An 18,665-nucleotide genomic window follows, 5' to 3' on the forward strand; every position below is an offset into this window, starting at 1 on the left:
CTGCTATATTTCCGATCGTGATCGTCGTTACTCGACCGCTATTCGCTCGATAGCCGGGTCGCCGCCCGAGTCTCTGCGCTCCGCCCTACAGGCCCAGCCCCCGGCCGCGTCCGAACGACCAATCCACCCCGCCGCCCGCGCGCATGACGCCGGAGATGTGCTTGCCGATCTGACTGTCGAGCGACGGGGACCAGGGCACGAGCTGGAAGCTCAGCCCGTTGTCGATCATCGCGAAGCGGCCCGAGGCGAGCGTCAGGCGCTGGCGCACGGTGCCGGCGACATATTCGCCGGCCTTGGACGGCGTGTGCGGCAGGCCGGTCTCGGCCGACAGCGCCTTGGCGGTGGCGTCCAGTTCGCGCCGCTTGAGCGTGTCGAGCAGGTTCCGCGCGAAGATCACGCGCTGGCCCTGCCGCCGCGCCAGGCCCTCGTCGGCGAGATGCTCGGCGCGCGCTTCCATCGCGGCGCGCACCTCGGTCCCGAAGCCACCGCCGAGATCGCGGCCGTCGCTCGCGAGGTTGCAGCGGTCGAGCCAGGTGGCTCCCGGTGCGCGGACCTGGGCGTCGAGGTCCATGTCGGAGCGCACGGCGAGCGCCACGCGCTGCCGGCCCTTGCGGTCCTCGAAGCGGCGCAGCTCGACGATCGCGCCTGGCCGGCAATCGCCGGTCGCCTCAATGTTGGGAAGCTGGACGTGATGGGTGCGCCCGTCGATCCCGTCCACGATCGCATAGGCCCGGCCGGTCAGCTCGTCGTGGAGGCCGCGATCGACCAGCTTGCCGATGACAGGTTGGGCGGGGTCGAGGTCCAGCACATAGCTGGCGGCGCCCCGGTCGATGCCGCGATCGGTCATGGCCTTGTGCATCCGCTTGATGATGTCGTCGCGGTTGCCCATCTCGCGCAGGGCCGCCTGGGCGTCGTCCGCGAGCGTCCATTGTCCCGGCGCGATCTCGCTGGCGAGGCCGAGGCCCTCCAGCTTGCGCAGCCGGCCCATCCGCAGCGCATGGTCGCCGTCCGGCCGCACGCCCGGTTCGGGCGCCATGTCGATGATGCCCTCGCGCTGCAAGGTGCGCGACAGGTCACGGTCGATCTCGGTCCAGCGCTCGGCTTCGACCTGGCGCACCAGCGACGCCCGGATTTCGAGGTCGGTGCGCAGCCCCAGCTCGCGGGTGACAATCTCGCGGGCGACGGCGCGCATCCCTTCGCGGATATAGTCGCGCGAGATGACGAGGTTCTGCCCGTCCTCGCCGACGCCGCGCACGATGATGTGGACGTGGGGATTGTCGGTGTTCCAGTGCTCGACGGCCCGCCAATCGAGCCGGGTGCCGAGATCCTTTTCCATCTGCGTCATCAGTTCGCGTGTGAAGGTCTTGAGGTCGCCCATCTGCGGCGCGTCCTCGGGCGAGACGATGAAGCGAAAATGGTGCCGGTCGTTCTCGCACGTCGCGGCGAAGGCGTTGCGGTCGAGGCCCTCGGCCTCGGCGCCGAACAGCACGCCCTTCTCGCCGTCGCGGGTGACGCCATCGCGTTGCAGATAGTTGAGGTGAGCCGCGAGCGAGGCGCGGCCGCCATGTTTGACGACGCGCGCCTTGACGACGACCTGGCGCGAGCGGTGGCCGAGCCGGTGCGTGGCGCGCAGGCTGGCGACCCGGCCGCGCCCGAAGGTCGAGCGGCCCGGCGCGATGATCCGGCCGCTGCGCGAGACGTGGCCGCCGGCCCGCTGCGCGGCGACGAGCGCCTGGGTGATGATGGGCAGCACCCGCTGACTGCCGCGCGAGCGGATGCGCCCAGGCCGGATGCGGAAATCCTCGTCGCCGCTCATGGCGCGGCGCTCCGCAATGTGCGGAAAACCCTTGCGGCTGCTGGCGTTTCGCCAGCGCCGCACAGTGCGGGCAATCCGCACACATTGCGCAGCAATGCCCGAAAGCCTTGAGAATCAAGGCCACAACCGGGGCGCATGGGCTTCGCACATTGCCGCCCTTTATCTTGCCCTCGGCCTTCCCCCTGCAAAATCAGGGCCTTCCCCCCTTCCAACGCTGCGAAAGGCTGCGAGGGAGCCCGCCACAGCGCGCCGGGGCCGCTCATCGGGGCCGCTCGCCGGACAGGGGGACGAACAGGCCGAGCGAAGGCGAGGCGACGGCGGCCATCGCGACGGAGGAGCGGTCGGCCGGCGAACGTTCGGACAGCGTGGGCGTGGCCCCGCTTTCGGCGCTCGCACCGCGATCCGAAGCGGCGTCCGCGCGCACCGGGAACAGTGCCGCACGACGCCAGGCGTAGGGATCGGACGGTGGCGCGGCGGCAAGCTGCGTGTCGCCCGCCCCGCCGGTGATCGACGCCAGCTTTGCGAGATAGGCGCGCGTCTCGGCGGGCAACGGACGGCCGCGCGACAGGTGCTCGTCATAGCGGCCCGGTCCCGCGTTGTAGGCGGCCAGCATCGCCGTCACGTTGCCGTAGCGGTCGTGCATTTCGCGCAGGTAAGCCGCGCCCGCCATGATGTTGTCGCGGGGGTCGAAGGGATCGCGCCCGAAGCGATAGCGAGCGCGCAGCCCGGTCCATGTGGCGGGCATGATCTGCATGAGGCCCCGCGCGCCAGCAGACGAAACGGCGCGCGCGTCGCGGTTGCTCTCGACGCGCATGACGGCCCATATCCACGCTTCGGGGAGGCCGAAGCGCCGTGCCGCGTCGGTGACATGAACGGCATAAGGATGACGCGCGGCCGCTCGCTCGGCCGGCGCGTTCTGCGCCAGCGCCGCGCCCGGCGAGACCAGCAGCAGGACCGCCAGACCGACAGCCGCCCCGACCCCGCTCCGCCGCCAGCCTGCCAGCGTGCTCGCTCCGGTAAAGGGTGCGCGCGATGCGCCGGCCGGGGGCCGCCCTTGACCTTCGCTGTGCGCGCTGGCCGGCCTGCGACCGAGCGGGACGAAGGGATGAGACGGCTTTTCCGCGAACAAAGGGATGATCGGGACGGACACCGATCAGCTCCAATCGTCGCGCGGCCGGGGCCGTTTCCACGACAGCCTGAACGTCCGCCCATCGTCGTCGGCGCGGAACAGGACGGGCCGGAACACCGCTGAAAAGAGCGGGCTGTCGATCTCCAGCGCGATGTAGTTGCCGGCGCGTTCGCCGACCCGTTTCCACGCGCCGCCGACTTCGGGGCCGTCCTCGTCGTCGAGGTGGATGCGATAGTCAGGCGCGTTCTCGGTGTCGGTCGGATCGAGCGCAACAAGCACGATCGCCTCGTTGATTCCGAACAGCCGGGTGCGCCCGGCATAGCCGTCGCCGGTGGGTTCAAAGATATTGGTCGGCATGGCCGATCTCCTTTTCGCTGGGGGGTGAAGGCGGTGCGGCCGGCGCGCGCAGGTGCAGCGGCGTCGCGCGGCCGATGACGGCGGAGGCCGGAAGCGGGCCGAAATAGCGGCCGTCCAGGCTGTCGGGATGGTCGGGATTGAGCAGTAGCAGTTCGCCCGTGCCGAGCGTCCGGCAGCCCTGCCAGACCGGCAGCGGACGGCCTCGGCCGTCACGCTCGCGGGCGCTGGCGACGGGCTGACCATCGACGCTCACCACGTCGCCGCTGCGGCACACGCGCTGCCCGGCTTTCGCTGCGACATGCTTCAGGAGCGGCAGGCCCTCGGGCAGATAGCCGCGCGCCGAGAGCCAGCGCGCCAGCCGTTCAGGCGGCGCGACGGCGACCAGCGCGCCGGTGGGCGGGTCGCGGTCGGGATGGATGCGGTAGAGTCCGATCGGCGCGCTGGCGCTGGCGTTCCAGATGACGCGCGGGAGCGGATCGGCGACGGCGATCACGACGAACGACACGGCGAAGGCCAAGGCGACGAAGGCCGTCGCCATGACATAGCGGCGGCGCGTCATCCTTCGATCTCCCGGCGCTTGAGCCAGGCGCTATGACGCTCGACCGTGTAGAGGCGCGGCTGATGGCCGGCGGCGATGCGGTTATGGATGTGCCGCCAGTGATCGGGCGCGGCGTCGCAGGGATCGACGCCGGCCGCCTCCACCGCGTCGATGGCAGCGAGCACCTGCTGGACTTTGGGCCAGCCCTCTATCTTGAGCAGGATGTCGCCGCCCGGCCGCACGAACGGCAGCGTCGTATAGGACTCGTTCGCCGCGACCGCGCGCACCACGTCGATGCGCGAGACGATCGTGCCGAAGTCGTTCGACGCCCAGCGGACGAACGCGAAGACGGCGCCCGGACGGAAGCCGACGACGCGGGTTCGGCGTGTCAGGATGCGGTCCTGGGCGACGCGGCCGAAGCGTATCCAGTGCTCCAGCTTCTTCTCGATCCAGGTCAGCTCGACATGGGTGAGGCCGTCGCTGGCGAGCGCGCTGAACGCGCCGCCGCCGCGCACGGCCGGGGGCCGGTCGTCGATCATGGGAGGTCTCCGGGGATGGGGGTCGCGATGGGTGCGGTGCGAGGCCGGCGGCTCGTCCGTCGAGCGAGCGCCGAGCCCTCGAACGGGGCCGCGCTGTCCACAGCCGCGCGCGCCGTTAGCAAGAATCCGAAGGATTCTTTTCTATTAGCACCGTTAGAGGGGGGACGATTCCGCGAGGATTTCTGCGGGTTTGCGAAGCCCGCGCGTTCCCGATAGTCCGTGTCCGGCGTTCCTGATGGTCCGAATCCGGCCGTTCCCGATAGTCCGAACCTCATGGCCAGTTCTCCACAGGCTTGAGGCCGACGCGGCGCATGGCGGCGTCGAGTGGATCGACGGGGATCGGAGCGAAGTTCAGCCGGTCGCGGCCGAGCGCGTGTTCGAGCGTGAGGACGTAGCCGGGGAGCGGTTGGCGGGCGACGATGGCGCGCAGCTCGAACGCGAAACGGCGGAGCGGCGAGAGCACGCCGGATTTGACGTGAAGGTGCGGAACGTCGAAGCTCCAGCCGCCTTCCTGCCGGCCGCCATGCTTGCGCACGATCCGGTAGAGCCAGCGTTCGAGCCCGCCGGTCAGGTCGAAATAAGAGCGGTCGATCGTCAGCACGAGCGCGCGATCGAGCACGCCGGCATAGAACCAGTCGGGCAGGATCAGCTCGATGCCGAGCGCCCGGCCTTTGCCGTCCGCCAGCTCGCGCCACTCGTTGATCCACGAGAAGCGATGGCGGCGGCGCTGATGCTGCTGCCGGATCGAGGTGGCGACGGTGGTGGATTGCAGCCGGTCGAGCGCAGCCTTCAGGCGCTCGTAGCTGGCCTTGCCGGTCCCGCGCCGCGTGAACGCCAGAATCTCGTGCGGCGTCGTCACCATGAGGCGCGAGGTCAGCCGCCCGGCGTCACGCGCCTCGATGAGCTGGCTCGCCGCCCAGATCAGCACGTCGGCGTCCCAAATAGTCGCCATGCCATGCTCGGGCACGGCCTCGACCGAGATCCATGTCCCGCCCATGCGGAAGTCGATGGGTGTGACGCGCCTGGTCTTGGCGAGGCTGAAGAACGGCCAGGCCATCAAATCCTGCGCGTCCCGCGGCGCAAGATCGCCGGGCACGGAACGGAACAGCTCTAGCTGCGTCCGCTCGACGCTGGACCGGCTGGAATGGGAGGGTGCGGTGCGCATGTGACGATCAGCGGCGCACGCAATCGCTGGGCAGGCGCTTGGCCGGATGAACCACGCCATTGCCGGGATCGGAAGTCGAGCGGCGCGTGCCTAGCGCAGCCCAGGCGTCAAGGTCGTCGATCGCATAGACGATCCGGCCGCCGAGCCTGCGGAACACCGGGCCGGTGCCGAAACAGCGATGCTTTTCCAGCGTCCGGGCCGACAAACCGAGATGGATCGCCGCATCGGGCGTCTTGAGATAGCGTGGCGTGGCAGCGGCAACAGGCTCGGCCATGATGATCCTCCTGATGATGGCCGGCCCCCGAAAAGTGGGACCGGCGGACAGGAGGCGATGGTGGCGAAACCACCCCCGGCCGAAGAAGGGACGCCGGCAAGGGGGTCGGAAATGTCCCCCTCAGCCGCCGCGCAGCAGCCGGATGTAGCCGCCGTCGCGCAGCTCGACGGCCTCGGCGATCCATCGGTTGATGCGCTTGCGCTCGCGGCTGTCGGCCCATTCGGCGGCGCTGTAGTCGCGCACGTCATCGTCGATGAGCGCGGCGGCCAGCTCGCGGCGGGTGGCGCCAGCACGGTGGCCGTCGAGCACTTGCAGGAGGGTGAGAAGGTGCCTGCGCCGGTAGGGCGGCGGGCGCAGCGCCGGCGGGCCTGCCGCCATGCCGTTCAGGCGGCGGCACAGGCGCTCGGCGGATGCGAGGCGCGCGAAGGGATCGGGGCCGATCGGCAGCATCACGGCCATTGGTCCCTGGCACGAGCCGCACATGCACAGATGCTCGTCGCCATCGCTGTCGGCGAGAATGACGTGCAGGAAGTCGCCGATCCTGATCCGCGCGCGAACGTCGCCCAGCGCCTTCATGTCGAGACATTCGGCGCCGATACCGGCGCGCGCGGGCGCCAGGACGATACTGGCCGGCGACAGGTCGGGTTGCGCGACCGCGAGCCTGGGATCGAAGGCGGAAGCTGGCGCGGCGTGGAAACTGACGCCCCAGCGCCGCACCAGGGCGGCGGTCGCCTCGTCGGCGGTGATCGCGCCGCGCTTCACGCGGCCGAGCGCACGGTAATAGTCGGCGCGATAGCGGGGGTTGCGGCGGAGATAGCCGATGGCGATGTCGGAATAAGCAAGCGCGTCGTTCCCGGCCTCGTCCGGGGGCGCGCGCCAGTCCTTCTCAGGCGGCATCGAAATCCTCCCAAGCATGGCCCTCTGCGGAGCGCGTCAGGAGATGTTCTCAAGCCCGAGACTGTGGAGAAGCCCTGCCGAGCGGGCCGGCGCATAGCGGATTCAAGTCAGCGTTCTGGATGGTTTTCCCGCGCGGTCGCGGGGTCGCCGGGATCGGCTTCTACGACCCGGACGGACGCAGGAAATGACGGTAGCCGGTCTCGGTCATCCATCGGGCGCGGGCGAGATGGGAGTCATAGACCATGCGCGCGCGTTCCGGCTCGGCCGCCGGGTCGATCCCGAAGATGATCCAGACGGCCTCGCGCCAGTCGGCGTTTTCAGCCGCCGCATCGAGCAAGCGCCAATAGGTTTGATGGTGGCGCTCGTCATAGTCGGTGACATGCGGCGCGTCGGGCGCGCGATCCTCGAAAGCGCCTATCGCCATCGCCTCGTCCCGTCTGCAACTATTGCTTCCTGCACGCGCCGATTTACGGAACATACACCATAATGGAGGGAAGTAATCATACCATGCTCGCTATGACGCCATGATGACGACAGGATAATCCGGCGAGCGTGACGGCGTGTTACTTTCGCGATTCGCCCTGAGCATTGCTCACCAGCAGCACGCCCTGGCCCCGATCCGAATCGAGAAACACGATCCCCGCCGCCTCCAGCGCCTTGGCCACCTGATGCCGGGTATCCTCGCGCACAGGCAGTTCGTTCTCTGATTCGAGCCGCTTGAGCGCGGTCAGAGCAACAAGGGCCTCGTCTGCAAGCATCTCCTGCGTCCAACCAAGAAGTGCGCGAGCGGCCCGCACCTGGCGGGAAGTGATCATGCACGATCACCTCCACAACCCACGCGCCATTCGCCATGAAAACGACTATTATAGTCGTCTTGGTATAATGGGAATAGGCTAACGGCGAGCCGGGCGTTCGCCCGGCGAGCCCGCCCTGCGGCCGCGCGGACCATCGGGACGCGCGGCCGCCGCCGATCCGAGGGAACGGATCGGCGGCGTCATGCGGGCGATGGGAAGGGAAACCGCAGGGCCGGACGGTCCAGCCCTGCGGCAATGGGGTTCAACCCGTCTTGAGGCGCTGCATCCCCTCGGCCAGCGTCCAGAGCGCGCGATTGAGCGTCACGTTCTGGTCGATGCCGTTGATCGGACGCGAACGGCTGCGGCGGATACGGCCCTCGGCGTTGCGCTTGCGGCCATGCAATCCGCCCCGAATGACGTTCTCCTGTATCACGTTGAACGTGGTCCACAGGCTATCGCCCCGATCCTCGTAGCGGCGTGGCTCGATGATCTGCTCGGGGGTGAGCGGGCTTTCGTCGTCGCCGTAGCGGGCGACAAGGCTGACCTCGCCTAGCAAGCGCTGCTCATCCTCGGAAAGCCGAACCTCCTTCATCGTCTCGCTGGCGTCGATCAGCCGGGGGAAGTCTTCGGCCACGGTGTAAACGCCCTCGATGATGTCATGCTGGATATTGCCCTTGTGCGGCACGCGGACCTCCTCGAACCGCTCGCCTGCGATCATGGAATTGGTGCAGACGAAACGCAGCATCCCGGCGAACATCTGATAGGCGCTGGTCCCGTCATGGCTGTTGACGATGATGACCTCGGCGGCCTCCGGCTTGCCGATGCCGTCATCCCGGCGCAGGCGCAGCATGTGCTTGGCGTGGCCGTGGCGGCTGCCGTCGCGGGGGACAGACTGCACCGCGAAGAACGGGAACCATCCTTCTCGGCGCAACCCCTCCACTATGTCGATGGTGGGGACATAGACATACCGCTCGGAACGGCTGTCGTGCGCCTCGCGGGCGAAGATGGACGGGACGTGGCGATACAGCGCCTCGTTGTCGAGCGCCTCATAGCCGCCGATCTGATGGCTGTTGCGGCCGAACCGGGTAGCAAGGTGATGGATGCTCATAGGTCTTTCCTTCCTTGGGTCTGGGTTTCCGCGCAGCGGGAAGCGCCGCGCTGAAACCCTGCCCGGCGGCGAGCCAGGGGTAGCAAAGGGCAAGGGCGGCCGGGGCGGAGGGGGATCACCCGGCCTGCACAAGCGAAGCGCGGAAGGCTGGGGATACCGCCCCGGACGGTTCCACTTACCTTGCCCGGCGCGAGGGCAACGCCCTTAGCAACCCCGCGCCGCGTCTGCGGCGCACAAGGATTCTCGCTCCTTGCGCTCGGGGTTGTGATGGCGTGGAGACATCTCGCCAGCTAAGACTAGCCTATGGTGGCAACGGATCTTCTGGACGATGCGCAATTGCTGTTCGAGCGTGCCCAGACGCACAAGCGAGAGCTTGGCGGTCTCCTAGGTGCCGGTCCCGGCCTCCTGTGGAACATCGGACGCTCAATCTCGGCCGATGGCCAACATCGCGCCGAGCTGAGGATCGACCGGGGCGCACAGCGCCGGGCCAAGCCGATCCTGGCTGATGTTGCCAACAATCTCGTTCACGCGCTCGACCATGTTACGGCTGCGGCGCGTAAATCTGCTGGTCTCCCCAACCCGAGGAACCTTTATTTCCCGATCGAGCGCGACGACGACGATTATGCCAAGGCCATCGAAAAGAAGGTCGCAATTCACATCGACCAGCCTTGGATCGACATCTTCGCTGCCGCACGCGAGGCGCACCGCCCCTATCTCCATTATCTCCAATTGGTTCGGATTCTTTCGCGCGAGTCGAAGCATTGGGAACTGATCGCCGGGACCGCCGGAGCGCTCGCCGTTCAATGGTTCCCGCCTGGATCGCAACAGCACCGGATCGTAGAGATGCCAGCAGATCATTTTTCCGCGAACGACAGCTACACGATCTGGGAGGCCCCCGAGCCCTTTCCAAACGTCGGAGTCCAAATCCTCACGAACTACCGCGTAGCTGGCGAGGACATTGAGGAAGTATCGCTGGAGTCGGTATTGGCGACCAGCTTCACCTTCGTGGCCGGCGTGATCGCTGCAAGTCGAGAGCATCTGGCGGCCCTTTCCTAAGAAGCTGGAAGGAAAGAGAGCGCCCCGCCCATTTCGGGCGGGGCGCGGAGCCGGTCAGCTTGCGAGCAGCTCGTATTCGCCGGCCACCGTCTCGGACTCGAAAAGCCGGAGATAGACCGGCTGAGCAACGACGGGATTGAGCTTGAACGAGATGTAGTCGCGCTTCTCCTTGCTGGTTTTCCGCCAGGCGGCGCCGAACTCGATCCGCTCGTCGTCGGCTGCGACGATGCGGAAGTGTGGGGCCTTCTCGTTGTCCTGGCCCTCGATCGGGAGGAGCACGACCTGTTCGCGCTTGCCGAAGAACCGGATTTCGCCGGAGAAGCCGTGGTCGGTGGTAGTGAAGTTTCCGCAGATCATAACGTCAGTCCTTTCTTGCCTCGGAACCGCGCCTGTCGCGGCCTCGATGGCTGTCGATCGGACGGGGGACGACCGGCCCGCACCCGCAGGGCGGAACGGAGTGGCTGGCGGCGGCGGGCGGTTTTTTTGCTTTCGCGATGCAAAGCCGGCATGGCCGGCGGCGGAAAAAAATCGCCCGGCGCCGTTGCGGGAAGACGGGCGGGCTTCGGCCAGACAAGCCTTTCGAGAGGCCGCGTGGCGGCGGCGACGTGCAAGATCATGGCGCTGACGGGATGTTCTGCGGCAGCTTTGCCGCCGCCGGCCGTGGCGGCGCCGGCGATGGTCTGGTGCCCGAGGCAGGCGTGATGGGCGGGTTTCGCGCGGGCGAGGTGCAGGGCGACGTGGCGCCGGCTTTCGCGTTGTTGCGGTCGATGCAGCGGAGCGCGGCGGCGTCTGGCGGAAAACCAGCGGGAGGGGCGCGGCCTACGTTTCAGACAGGCTCAGGCCCGGTCGATGCGATGCCGGCCTGGCGCCGGATTCGGGGCCGGGACTGCTGGCGAATATGGGTTGACCGCGCTGGTCGGCGCAGCGTCTCGCCCGGAATGGGCGGGGCGCTCCCTTCCCCGCCATCCGACTATGGCGACACTTCACATTGCATGATGTTCGTCCTTTGTTCCATACTGCACCTTTCCGAATCGAGATCGAGGAACGGCGTATGAGCGTGATGATCCGCGGCCAGGGCCGCACGAGATTGAAGGTCATGGGCGATGTGGAAGCCGATCTGGCGGTTCCGGCCGACAGCGCCGGGCGCTGCTGGCTTAGCTTCTCGGACGGGACACTGATCGAAGCGGCCTATGGCGAGGATGATGATTGCCGGTTCGCTGTCAGCGAGGAAGGCGCCGGGATCGTGCGGATTCAGCGCGACGGCGACAGCGATGTGCTGCGGCTCGACTGGAGCGTGGAATGGGTGACGGTGGCCGCGCCCGGCAATGCGGCGCGTGCGATGGCGCACGGCGAGCCCATGCCGGAGTTGCCCGGCCTGTTCGCGTAAGGCTGCGGCGAGCAACCTTGAAGATTCGGACGAATAGGATTAAATCCTACCCGTAAGGAGTGCTATCCATGCGGACGACTCAACAGTTCAGCGTAACGCTGCCGAACGACATGGCGGCGCAGGTCCGTGCCAAGGTGGCGTCGGGCGAGTATGCCAGCGAAAGCGAAGTGATCCGCGACGGGCTGCGCGCGCTCCAGGCGCGCGACCGGGCCGTCGAGCAATGGCTGCGCAATGAGGTCGTCCCCGCTTATGACGCCTACAAGGCCGATCCCTCGCGCGGCATTCCGCTCGACGACGTGCGGGCCGGTCTGGCCGAGCGACACAAGCGAGCCGTCAAGCGCGGCTGAACGTGGGACATTCCATTATCCTCACGCCGGAAGCGCGTGACCATCTCGATGCCATCTACGATTATATCGCTGCCGCCGCGTCCCCGGACATCGCGCAACGCTTCACCGATGGCATCCTCGATCATATCGGCAAGCTGACCAGCTTTCCCCGGCGCGGCACGATGCGCGACGATCTGCGGCCCGGCTTGCGAACGACGGCCTGGCGGCGTCGTGTCACCATCGCCTTTGCGGTGGAAGACACGGCGGTCGTCATTGTCGGGATCTTCTACGGCGGTCGGGACTTCGAGAGCCTGCTGAGTGAGGATTCATAGACGCGAGCCGGGCCATGCCCGGCGAGCGACGATCATCCCATGACAGAGCGGCCGCGCCCGGTAAGGGGCGCGGCCGCGAATTGTCTGGCCGTGGGGAAAAGGGAAGCCGGAACCGCCAGAGCGGCCCCGGCTCCATCACCTATTCAGCAGCAACCGAGTAGGCGGCTTCCTCGTCCACCGCTTCGGGTTCGGTCGGCAGCTCCACCGCCTCGACCTCCACGGCCTCGCCGTCCTGCGCTCCGGTATCGCGGGCCTCCGCTTCGGACGGCTGCGCGATCCCTTCGGCGTCCTCCGTCTCGACGGGTTCGGCCTCCGGTTCCGGCGTCCACAACACAGCGGGAAGCCAGCCCTTCCCGGCAAGACGCTGCTCGGCGGCTTCGGCCATGTCCGGCTTCTTCTTGTCCGCGATACGGCGGGCCGCATCCTCCGACACCCCTTCGGCCACGGCCTCAAGGATATGCGCCTTGGTGACACGGCCAAGGTAGCTGCCCACGGTCGGCGTCCAGTCCTTCGCCATGTCCAGCGCCAGCGCGCTCGCCAGCCTGTCCGCCGTTTGCAGCGTCCGGGGCTTGCGATCCCACGGCAGGCGCAGGGCGTTGACGGTGCGGGACGCGCAATGCGCCAGCAACGCCAGCCGCTGCTCATCGTCCAGTGCGACGATGAAGCCCCACAGGTCGGCCACGTCACGCGGCATGCGCTCGGCCCATGCGTCATGCGCCTCGCTCGCCCGCGCCGCCAGCGGCGTATCCTCGATCCCCGCCGCATGACCACCAAGCGGGGTCACGGTCGGACGGATTTCAAGGCAACCGGCCTCGGCGTAGCTGTAGAACAGTTGCGCCGTGAGCGTGTGGGTCAGGGCGATCAACGCAATGCCGGGCTGCTCGCCAAGCGCCACGCGAAGGGCCAGCGTCCGGTGGGCGGACAGGTCGCGAATGAGGCTGTCGGAAATGGGCTTGCCCGGTTCCTCGTCCTCATCCTCGAAATCCTGAACGTCCTCGTCGCCGTCCTCGGCCTGCTCATCCTCCACGGCCTCCGGGTCGATGGCTTCCACCTCGTCCTCGGGCTGCGGATCGGCAAGCGCCTCATCCTCGGGACGCACGAAACCCCGCTCGATCCTGACCGTGCCGTCATGGTGAAGCACCACGAACGCCCCGCCATGTGCGATCACGTTGGCATCGTAGGCGTAACGCTTGGCCGAAATGGCGTCGATCTCATCGGACACTGCTTCCAGCTTCGCCGCCACGTCCTCGGGCATTTCGTCATAGGACGAATAGCCTTCGGCAAGCTCGTCATGCTCGGTGGACAGGGCCTCAAGCCGGGCCTCGTCCTCGTCGGACAGGTCCACGGCCTGCGGATAGAAGCGCCGCATACCGTGGGCGTGGGGATAGTCGATATGGGCCTCAACCCATTTCCACCCCTCGGCCTGCACTCCGTCCGCGACCTCGCGCAGCTTCTCGACGGCAAGCATGTCGAGCAAGCCCGCATCCTCGAAGAAACCGCCTCGATCCTCGCTGAACAGGTCGCGGATGATGTTGCCGCCCGCCTCGATATAGGCGTCGGCCCCGACGAACACCGCACGGCGATCATCGGCGGGCACGTTGTTGGCGGTCATGTCGCGCCGAATGATCCACGGCTCCCGGTTGTGGTGCAGGTTCTCGAACACCTGCTCCTGCCGGGCGTGGTCCTCGGTGATGGCGAAGGCCATAAGCTGATCCAAGGTCAGCCCGTCCTCGCGATAGACCTGCAACAGCTTCGGACTGACAGCGCCAAGGCGAAGCCGCTGCTTCACCACACCGCCCGACACGCCGAACCGCGCGCCGATTTCCTCCGCGCCCCATCCCTTGTCTTCGGAAAGCTCGCGGAACCGCTCGAACTGATCGGCGGGGTGCATCGGGGTCCGGGTCACGTTCTCGTCCAGACTGATCTCGGACGGGTCGTTCTCGGTGTCGAGGCGGCAGCGAACCGGGTGGTTCTTCCTGATCTGCTTGCGCTTGGCGCGCAACAGATAGGCCAGCCTGCGGCCTTCGCCAGCAGTGACGAAATAGGCGCCGGTCGGCTTCTCGCTCTTCATTTCCGGTTCGATCACAAGGTTCTGGATCAAGCCCTTATGCTCGATGGAAGCGGCCAGCGCCTCGATGGCGGCCTCGCCATGCGGCACCTTGCGGGCGTTCTTGGGGGACTTCTTGAGCTTGTTCAGCGGCACGAAAATCTCGATGCCCGACACAGGCTCAACAGCGGTCGTTGGGGTAACAGCGTTCATCTTCCTTACTCCTTCAAACCGCACTCACCCCGGAATGGGGTGGGCGGCGAAAGAGCGACCGGCAGGCCCGCCGGCGGAGCCGGGGCGCACCCGAAGGGCTGGAACGCAGAGGAGGTAAGCGCGGCTTGCCGCGCGTTGCGCCCCGGCGCGGCGGGCCTAAAGGACGCGCCCGCCCACCCCACCGACGGGGAGAGTCACAAACAAACGCGATCGGGCCGGCGAACGCCCTGGCCCGATCTCCGAAGATTCAGGAAAGACGCAAATCCGCCCAAACGGATTTACGGATCGGCGCGGAGGCGCCGAACGGGGCGTTGCGGGGTGTCCCCGCTCGAAGGGGTAGCGGGAGACCATCGGGCTCCCGATCAGGGGAACGCTTTCCCCTCACGCCCATCGTGTTTTCAATCGGACGCGAACCGCCGTTGCCGGTTTGGGCCTACCGTCAGCGACCCGAGCCGGATAGAAGCAGGCATGTCCGCAGAATTGGTCATCAAAGAGATTCAGCGATTCCTCGCCAGCAAGGATGCTGAGGTTCTGTGCATCAAGGGGCGCTGGGGTGTTGGCAAGACTTACGCTTGGCGCCATTATCTCGAAAAGGCCCAGGAAAGCGGCGATCTCTACCAACAGGACTATGCCTACGTTTCCCTGTTCGGCCTCAATTCACTCGACGACTTGCGCTATGCGATCTTCGAGAGCACGGTTTCACCCGCACAGGCGCTTACCGGCCCCGATGCCGAAACATTCGGGGCGCTGATCAAGAAAGGAAAATCCGTCGGGCGGCAGGCGCGGGGCTGGATCGGCCCGGCTCTCAGTGCCGTGGGATTTGGCGAGATTGGAAACGCCCTGGCGCGATCCGCCTTCCTGCTGGTGCGCGACCGGCTCGTTTGCCTCGATGATCTCGAACGTGCGGGCGTGGATCTGACGCCGCGTGATGTATTGGGGCTCGTTTCCTTTCTGAAGGAGCAGCGCAACTGCCGTGTCGTGCTGCTGCTCAACGATGAAGCGATGGAACAGGAGAAGCGGAAGGATTTCGAACGCCTGCTGGAAAAAGCGATCGACACATCCATCGTGTTCGCCCCGACCGCTGAGGAAGCGGCCAGGATCGCCATCGTCGATGATGAGCCCGTGAGTGCCCTGCTACGGGGCGGCGTTGTCGCGCTCGGCATCACCAATATCCGCGTCATCAAGAAGATCGAACGGCTCGCACATCGGCTCGCCGGCTATCTGCAACCCTATCGCCCGGAAGTTCTGACACAGGCTGTCACAGCTTGCCTGCTGTCCGGCTGGGCAGTGTTTGAGCGCGATCACGCGCCGCCGATGGAGTTTATCCAGAGTTACAATGCGCTCATCGCAGCCATGCAAGATCGCGACAACGACCCCACAGATGAGATAGTGCGATGGCGCGATCAGCTCTCCGCGCTGCCATTCTCGCACCCGGACGATTTCGACCGAACGATCTTCGAGGGCGTTTCGGCCGGCTATTTTGACGAAGCTCGCTTGCTGAAAGAGGCGAAGATCCTAGAGGAAGCGCTGAACCGCAACAGCCGCGACAACAGTTTCGCCCGAGCTTGGGACCGCTATCACGAGTCATTGACGGACGACGACGAAGTGGTGCTCGATACGCTTTACCAGAGCGCAATGGAAAACCTAGCCACGATCGACTCTCTTAACATCAATGGCACCATATTGTTCTTGCGCGAGTTCGGCCGCAACGATGAGGCTGATGAGCTTGCTCGTGCTTACACTGCGGCACAGCCTGACGATCCCCGCTTCTTCGATTTGAGCTATCACCATTTTTCAACGGACGCGCCTGTCGATCCGACATTGAAAGCCGCGTTTGAGGCACGGCAGTCGAGCTTCAAGGATGAGCGCGATCCCAAGGGGGTGCTGCTGGCCATTGGCCGAGGCGAGCCTTGGCGGGATGAGGACGTCAGGCTTCTGGCGAATGTTACCATCGACGCCTTCGAGGCCATGATTGAGGAAACGGAGGGCAAGGATTTGCGTCTGGTCGTCCAAACGGCGCTACAGATCGCCGCACGCCACGAGCACGAAGACCCGTCCATGAAATCATCGCTCCAGGAGGCTCTGACGCGGATCGCGGGCAAGTCACCCATGCGTGCCCGACGATTGCGGGCGTGGGGCTACAGGGCTTCGGCTCCCGAAAAGGAAATCTGATCCCAGCCGGGCGAGCGCCAGAAGTTTAGCGTTCCACAGCCGTTCGGCGCTATATGTCCGAGGCAAAGTCCGTAGGATAGCCGCGCCCGATCTGGTCGAAGATCATGTCCCCCTCACTGTGGACGGCAAGGATTGCCTCGGGACCGAGTGGCTGTGTCACATAGAGGTCGAAGGAGGGAGTGTCGGTCTGGCAGCCGAGCGTTCGAGCGAAGCTCGCCACCAGCGCGCAACTCGCGTCATAGCGATGATTGGTCAGGGCAAGTGGCACCGCGGCCTCGATCACTCTTGGTCGGCCGAGGGTTGCGAGTTGCGCCTGGAGCATCTCGTCATCCTGCCAAAAATAGACGGCTTCGCCACCCCAGCTTGAGAGCAGCAGTTCGACACCGCCATCGTCGATCGTCCTTGGAAGAGACGTCAACCAGAATTTCCCCGCGCGGGCATCGTGCTGGCTGCCGTGAAAGGGGCTGGCAGTGAATAGGGCGTCGGCCATCTCGGAGGTGAACAATCCGGCGCCGACCTGGCGGTCGAGGCGGGCCTTGATTGTCTCTAGCGTCGAGGGCACCGCACCGCGCACGATGATTGCGTCAGCCTCATCATCCATCAGGCGCGTATAGTGCCAGGCTCGGATCGTCCGGTCAGCGATCTGGGCCGACAACTCCTCCTGAAATTTGAGGAACCCGGCAGCGAAGGGATTGCTCGGGGGCGGGCCGCAATGGTGCGACAGGGTGCGTTCGCGCTGCTGGCGCCGGTCGGTCTCAAAGTATTTGCGTATGAGGTCGGACGCTCCCCGCAGCCTTTCGTTAATGCCCTGGTCGAAAGTTGCGACGTTCCACACGTCGATCGGCGTGGCGATCATTGTCCAGCACCCCCGGCGTTGCTATCCGCTTCGGGTTGGACGATGCCGTCGAAACCAAAGGTCGCGGGCACCTTCTCGCCGCGAACCGTTTCCCGCCCTGTAAGGTCGATGGTGTTCACCCTGGGGCGCCCATAAGCCTTCGCGTCGAACGATCCCGGTGTCGGAAATGGCACCAGACTCAGCGGTTGTCCGTTGATGCATTGGTCTTGGGAGAGCGACGGGATGAAGACTTGCAGCACCTCGTTGCCGAGGCCGATCACATAGAAGGCATAGGGGACCGTGGTGACGCCCGACCGGCGGCGCAGCAACATCAGCGTCACCTTGTCGTTGGGCATCGGACCCGAAATGAAGGTGCGGATGATTGGAAATTCCGCGACGAAACTCTGACTATGATCGGGGTTGCGTATCCAGTCGAACGTCTCGGAGAAATGGGCCAACTCGACTTCAGGAAGCAGGGTCAGGCCGATTTTCACGAGCCCCTTGAGTGCGGCGACCGGGATATAGGGATCGCGGTGAAGCTCGAAGCGGAGCTGCTTTGCTTGTTCGTCGATCGTAAAATGGGGGTCGCCCTCATACTCGCTGAGCTGGAAGGCTCCAGTGGAGTATTCGACTCGCCAACCCTTGCCACCGCCAGGCTCCTTGATGGTCGGAACGCCGCTGCGGCCCTTAATGCGCATGAGCGTCCGCATGGGCTTGGTCCAGTTTCCCAGATCGTTCTCGATTCCCTTACCGAAATAGCTGTTGCAGGCGTCGCACTCGTAGTTGCTGAACAGGCCGATCCGGCCAAAGGCTGCCGGTAGCGCATGGGCATCGGTCTTGAACTGAACCTCGGGTTCGCTGAGGCCACAGAAGCGGCAGTGCTTCGGACGATCAGGGCTACCGAGTGTGCATCTCATTCCGGGTTCGAGGAAGAGAGGTTTGCAGCAAGCGTAGTGCTGGTCGTAGAAGTCGGCGGCGGCCGCAGTTGCTGGATCGAGATCGGTCATCGCTGTTCTAGATGCAGGACTCACGCTTGAATGGCGAGAGGTTGAAGGGTGGGTGCTGATACCGCCGCCTCATCAAACGGGAATCGGTCAGCTAAACGTGGGCGATCCCATCGAAGCTGCACCTCGCTCAATTCTCGCGATAGCCACTAGCCGAATTTTCGGACATCAAAGCTTCCGCAATCGGTTGTAGCCCGGTTGTAGCCCGAGCTTTTTTAGCCCGAGAGGCATTTTTGAATGCCCTAGCAAGTTACTGATTTTCTTAGAAAATCTGGAGCGGGCGAAGGGATTCGAACCCTCGACCCCAACCTTGGCAAGGTTGTGCTCTACCCCTGAGCTACGCCCGCTCTGGCGGCCGGAGGATGTGTCCCTCTCGGCGGGTGGCGGGGAACTAGCAGCGCTTTTGAGGATCGGCAAGGGAAGAATTGCACAAATATGAAATTCCTTGCTGCAAGTGCGGGAAAGCTTGGTTTTCCGCCACTTTTACCTCGTTCAGCGCCCTCGGCCGCTCCGCGCACCCAGCACAAAAATGTCAAACCATTGTCCGACTCGCTGTCCGGCTATCGCGCCGGTCCTGCCGCCCTGGCAATAGGTGCGCTTGCGCTGCCGCGCCTTGTCGATCATATTTCCTGCATCGGCAGGGATCATTTGCCGCCGCCCTTCGTATGACAGCCGA

21 protein-coding genes and 1 tRNA gene are annotated in these 18,665 nt (G+C 65.7%); 6 read left to right on the top strand and 16 right to left on the bottom strand.

The genetic code is table 11. From position 1 onward, the window contains the following. Window positions 1-85: 85 nt before the first annotated feature. The 11 genes from ACZ2HM_RS12050 to ACZ2HM_RS12100 all read right to left on the bottom strand — a co-directional run bounded on the left by ACZ2HM_RS12050 (window position 86) and on the right by ACZ2HM_RS12100 (window position 8,617). Window positions 86-1,816: a relaxase/mobilization nuclease domain-containing protein gene (locus ACZ2HM_RS12050; RefSeq protein ID WP_159640308.1), complete on the bottom strand. Its 1,731-nt coding sequence runs from the start codon at window positions 1,814-1,816 to the stop codon at window positions 86-88. A 259-nt stretch (window positions 1,817-2,075) separates the two neighbouring features. After that, window positions 2,076-2,966: a lytic transglycosylase domain-containing protein gene (locus tag ACZ2HM_RS12055; RefSeq protein ID WP_159640305.1), complete on the bottom strand. Its 891-nt coding sequence runs from the start codon at window positions 2,964-2,966 to the stop codon at window positions 2,076-2,078. Between the two features lie 3 nt (window positions 2,967-2,969). Continuing rightward, window positions 2,970-3,302 (bottom strand): DUF736 domain-containing protein, encoded by a 333-nt coding sequence (locus ACZ2HM_RS12060; protein ID WP_159640302.1) that lies wholly within the window; start codon window positions 3,300-3,302, stop codon window positions 2,970-2,972. Further along, the gene (locus ACZ2HM_RS12065) at window positions 3,283-3,861 is read right to left on the bottom strand and encodes a S26 family signal peptidase (protein WP_159640298.1); all 579 of its coding nucleotides are present in this window, start codon (window positions 3,859-3,861) and stop codon (window positions 3,283-3,285) included. The genes ACZ2HM_RS12060 and ACZ2HM_RS12065 overlap by 20 nt, the downstream gene beginning before the upstream one ends. Next, a complete protein-coding gene (locus tag ACZ2HM_RS12070) occupies window positions 3,858-4,379 on the bottom strand; it encodes a DUF2840 domain-containing protein (RefSeq protein ID WP_159640295.1) in 522 nt (173 codons plus the stop codon). The genes ACZ2HM_RS12065 and ACZ2HM_RS12070 overlap by 4 nt, the downstream gene beginning before the upstream one ends. 271 nt (window positions 4,380-4,650) lie before the next feature. Next, window positions 4,651-5,544, bottom strand: coding sequence for a replication initiator protein A (locus ACZ2HM_RS12075; RefSeq protein WP_159640292.1), 894 nt, complete (start codon window positions 5,542-5,544; stop codon window positions 4,651-4,653). 7 nt (window positions 5,545-5,551) lie between these two features. Continuing rightward, a complete protein-coding gene (locus tag ACZ2HM_RS12080) occupies window positions 5,552-5,818 on the bottom strand; it encodes a helix-turn-helix transcriptional regulator (RefSeq protein WP_159640289.1) in 267 nt (88 codons plus the stop codon). A gap of 120 nt (window positions 5,819-5,938) precedes the next feature. Then, the gene (locus ACZ2HM_RS12085; RefSeq protein WP_159640286.1) at window positions 5,939-6,715 is read right to left on the bottom strand and encodes a DUF2285 domain-containing protein; all 777 of its coding nucleotides are present in this window, start codon (window positions 6,713-6,715) and stop codon (window positions 5,939-5,941) included. A gap of 160 nt (window positions 6,716-6,875) precedes the next feature. Next, the gene (locus tag ACZ2HM_RS12090; RefSeq protein WP_159640283.1) at window positions 6,876-7,139 is read right to left on the bottom strand and encodes a DNA -binding domain-containing protein; all 264 of its coding nucleotides are present in this window, start codon (window positions 7,137-7,139) and stop codon (window positions 6,876-6,878) included. 139 nt (window positions 7,140-7,278) lie between these two features. Beyond that, window positions 7,279-7,530 (bottom strand): helix-turn-helix domain-containing protein, encoded by a 252-nt coding sequence (locus ACZ2HM_RS12095; protein WP_159640280.1) that lies wholly within the window; start codon window positions 7,528-7,530, stop codon window positions 7,279-7,281. Window positions 7,531-7,771: 241 nt separating this feature from the next. After that, a complete protein-coding gene (locus tag ACZ2HM_RS12100; protein ID WP_159640277.1) occupies window positions 7,772-8,617 on the bottom strand; it encodes a DUF932 domain-containing protein in 846 nt (281 codons plus the stop codon). A gap of 303 nt (window positions 8,618-8,920) precedes the next feature. Between ACZ2HM_RS12100 and ACZ2HM_RS12105 the strand changes: the two genes are divergently transcribed. Next, window positions 8,921-9,673, top strand: coding sequence for a hypothetical protein (locus ACZ2HM_RS12105; protein WP_159640274.1), 753 nt, complete (start codon window positions 8,921-8,923; stop codon window positions 9,671-9,673). Between the two features lie 54 nt (window positions 9,674-9,727). On the opposite strand, the gene ACZ2HM_RS12110 is transcribed toward ACZ2HM_RS12105, so the two are convergent. Then, window positions 9,728-10,030, bottom strand: coding sequence for a DUF736 domain-containing protein (locus ACZ2HM_RS12110; RefSeq protein ID WP_012049860.1), 303 nt, complete (start codon window positions 10,028-10,030; stop codon window positions 9,728-9,730). A 694-nt stretch (window positions 10,031-10,724) separates the two neighbouring features. Here ACZ2HM_RS12110 and ACZ2HM_RS12115 point away from each other — a divergent pair. The 3 genes from ACZ2HM_RS12115 (at window position 10,725) to ACZ2HM_RS12125 (ending at window position 11,718) form a co-directional block, all read left to right on the top strand. Further along, window positions 10,725-11,060, top strand: a complete 336-nt coding sequence (locus ACZ2HM_RS12115; RefSeq protein ID WP_159640271.1) for a hypothetical protein — start codon at window positions 10,725-10,727, stop codon at window positions 11,058-11,060. A 68-nt stretch (window positions 11,061-11,128) separates the two neighbouring features. After that, entirely contained in the window at window positions 11,129-11,407 is a 279-nt protein-coding gene (locus ACZ2HM_RS12120; RefSeq protein ID WP_159640268.1) for a type II toxin-antitoxin system ParD family antitoxin, read from the top strand. Between the two features lie 2 nt (window positions 11,408-11,409). After that, window positions 11,410-11,718 carry a type II toxin-antitoxin system RelE/ParE family toxin gene (locus tag ACZ2HM_RS12125; protein WP_159640266.1) on the top strand — a complete coding sequence of 103 codons (309 nt, stop codon included), beginning with the start codon at window positions 11,410-11,412 and terminating at the stop codon, window positions 11,716-11,718. A gap of 139 nt (window positions 11,719-11,857) precedes the next feature. Here ACZ2HM_RS12125 and ACZ2HM_RS12130 read toward each other — a convergent pair whose 3' ends face one another. Continuing rightward, window positions 11,858-13,978: a ParB/RepB/Spo0J family partition protein gene (locus ACZ2HM_RS12130; protein ID WP_159640263.1), complete on the bottom strand. Its 2,121-nt coding sequence runs from the start codon at window positions 13,976-13,978 to the stop codon at window positions 11,858-11,860. A 468-nt stretch (window positions 13,979-14,446) separates the two neighbouring features. Between ACZ2HM_RS12130 and ACZ2HM_RS12135 the strand changes: the two genes are divergently transcribed. Then, the gene (locus tag ACZ2HM_RS12135; RefSeq protein WP_159640260.1) at window positions 14,447-16,150 is read left to right on the top strand and encodes a hypothetical protein; all 1,704 of its coding nucleotides are present in this window, start codon (window positions 14,447-14,449) and stop codon (window positions 16,148-16,150) included. Between the two features lie 49 nt (window positions 16,151-16,199). On the opposite strand, the gene ACZ2HM_RS12140 is transcribed toward ACZ2HM_RS12135, so the two are convergent. The 3 genes from ACZ2HM_RS12140 to ACZ2HM_RS12150 all read right to left on the bottom strand — a co-directional run bounded on the left by ACZ2HM_RS12140 (window position 16,200) and on the right by ACZ2HM_RS12150 (window position 18,336). Beyond that, window positions 16,200-17,006 carry a hypothetical protein gene (locus tag ACZ2HM_RS12140; RefSeq protein WP_196847020.1) on the bottom strand — a complete coding sequence of 269 codons (807 nt, stop codon included), beginning with the start codon at window positions 17,004-17,006 and terminating at the stop codon, window positions 16,200-16,202. Continuing rightward, the gene (locus tag ACZ2HM_RS12145) at window positions 17,003-17,992 is read right to left on the bottom strand and encodes an HNH endonuclease (protein WP_159640254.1); all 990 of its coding nucleotides are present in this window, start codon (window positions 17,990-17,992) and stop codon (window positions 17,003-17,005) included. The genes ACZ2HM_RS12140 and ACZ2HM_RS12145 overlap by 4 nt, the downstream gene beginning before the upstream one ends. A gap of 269 nt (window positions 17,993-18,261) precedes the next feature. Next, window positions 18,262-18,336: transfer RNA gene (locus tag ACZ2HM_RS12150), tRNA-Gly, on the bottom strand. Window positions 18,337-18,424: 88 nt separating this feature from the next. Here ACZ2HM_RS12150 and ACZ2HM_RS12155 point away from each other — a divergent pair. After that, window positions 18,425-18,658, top strand: coding sequence for a hypothetical protein (locus tag ACZ2HM_RS12155; RefSeq protein WP_156106186.1), 234 nt, complete (start codon window positions 18,425-18,427; stop codon window positions 18,656-18,658). The last annotated feature ends 7 nt before the right edge of the window (window positions 18,659-18,665 follow it).

This window comes from Sphingobium sp. KKT206 (assembly GCF_055640555.1).

Excerpts from the sequence above, each read along its gene's own strand:
- ACZ2HM_RS12050 (WP_159640308.1), bottom strand. The coding sequence starts at position 1,816 with ATGAGCGGCGACGAGGATTTCCGCATCCGGCCTGGGCGCATCCGCTCG.
- ACZ2HM_RS12060 (WP_159640302.1), bottom strand. The coding sequence starts at position 3,302 with ATGCCGACCAATATCTTTGAACCCACCGGCGACGGCTATGCCGGGCGC.
- ACZ2HM_RS12065 (WP_159640298.1), bottom strand. The coding sequence starts at position 3,861 with ATGACGCGCCGCCGCTATGTCATGGCGACGGCCTTCGTCGCCTTGGCC.
- ACZ2HM_RS12070 (WP_159640295.1), bottom strand. The coding sequence starts at position 4,379 with ATGATCGACGACCGGCCCCCGGCCGTGCGCGGCGGCGGCGCGTTCAGC.
- ACZ2HM_RS12075 (WP_159640292.1), bottom strand. The coding sequence starts at position 5,544 with ATGCGCACCGCACCCTCCCATTCCAGCCGGTCCAGCGTCGAGCGGACG.
- ACZ2HM_RS12080 (WP_159640289.1), bottom strand. The coding sequence starts at position 5,818 with ATGGCCGAGCCTGTTGCCGCTGCCACGCCACGCTATCTCAAGACGCCC.
- ACZ2HM_RS12085 (WP_159640286.1), bottom strand. The coding sequence starts at position 6,715 with ATGCCGCCTGAGAAGGACTGGCGCGCGCCCCCGGACGAGGCCGGGAAC.
- ACZ2HM_RS12090 (WP_159640283.1), bottom strand. The coding sequence starts at position 7,139 with ATGGCGATAGGCGCTTTCGAGGATCGCGCGCCCGACGCGCCGCATGTC.
- ACZ2HM_RS12095 (WP_159640280.1), bottom strand. The coding sequence starts at position 7,530 with ATGATCACTTCCCGCCAGGTGCGGGCCGCTCGCGCACTTCTTGGTTGG.
- ACZ2HM_RS12100 (WP_159640277.1), bottom strand. The coding sequence starts at position 8,617 with ATGAGCATCCATCACCTTGCTACCCGGTTCGGCCGCAACAGCCATCAG.
- ACZ2HM_RS12105 (WP_159640274.1), top strand. The coding sequence starts at position 8,921 with ATGGTGGCAACGGATCTTCTGGACGATGCGCAATTGCTGTTCGAGCGT.
- ACZ2HM_RS12110 (WP_012049860.1), bottom strand. The coding sequence starts at position 10,030 with ATGATCTGCGGAAACTTCACTACCACCGACCACGGCTTCTCCGGCGAA.
- ACZ2HM_RS12115 (WP_159640271.1), top strand. The coding sequence starts at position 10,725 with ATGAGCGTGATGATCCGCGGCCAGGGCCGCACGAGATTGAAGGTCATG.
- ACZ2HM_RS12120 (WP_159640268.1), top strand. The coding sequence starts at position 11,129 with ATGCGGACGACTCAACAGTTCAGCGTAACGCTGCCGAACGACATGGCG.
- ACZ2HM_RS12130 (WP_159640263.1), bottom strand. The coding sequence starts at position 13,978 with ATGAACGCTGTTACCCCAACGACCGCTGTTGAGCCTGTGTCGGGCATC.
- ACZ2HM_RS12135 (WP_159640260.1), top strand. The coding sequence starts at position 14,447 with ATGTCCGCAGAATTGGTCATCAAAGAGATTCAGCGATTCCTCGCCAGC.
- ACZ2HM_RS12140 (WP_196847020.1), bottom strand. The coding sequence starts at position 17,006 with ATGATCGCCACGCCGATCGACGTGTGGAACGTCGCAACTTTCGACCAG.
- ACZ2HM_RS12145 (WP_159640254.1), bottom strand. The coding sequence starts at position 17,992 with ATGACCGATCTCGATCCAGCAACTGCGGCCGCCGCCGACTTCTACGAC.
- ACZ2HM_RS12155 (WP_156106186.1), top strand. The coding sequence starts at position 18,425 with ATGAAATTCCTTGCTGCAAGTGCGGGAAAGCTTGGTTTTCCGCCACTT.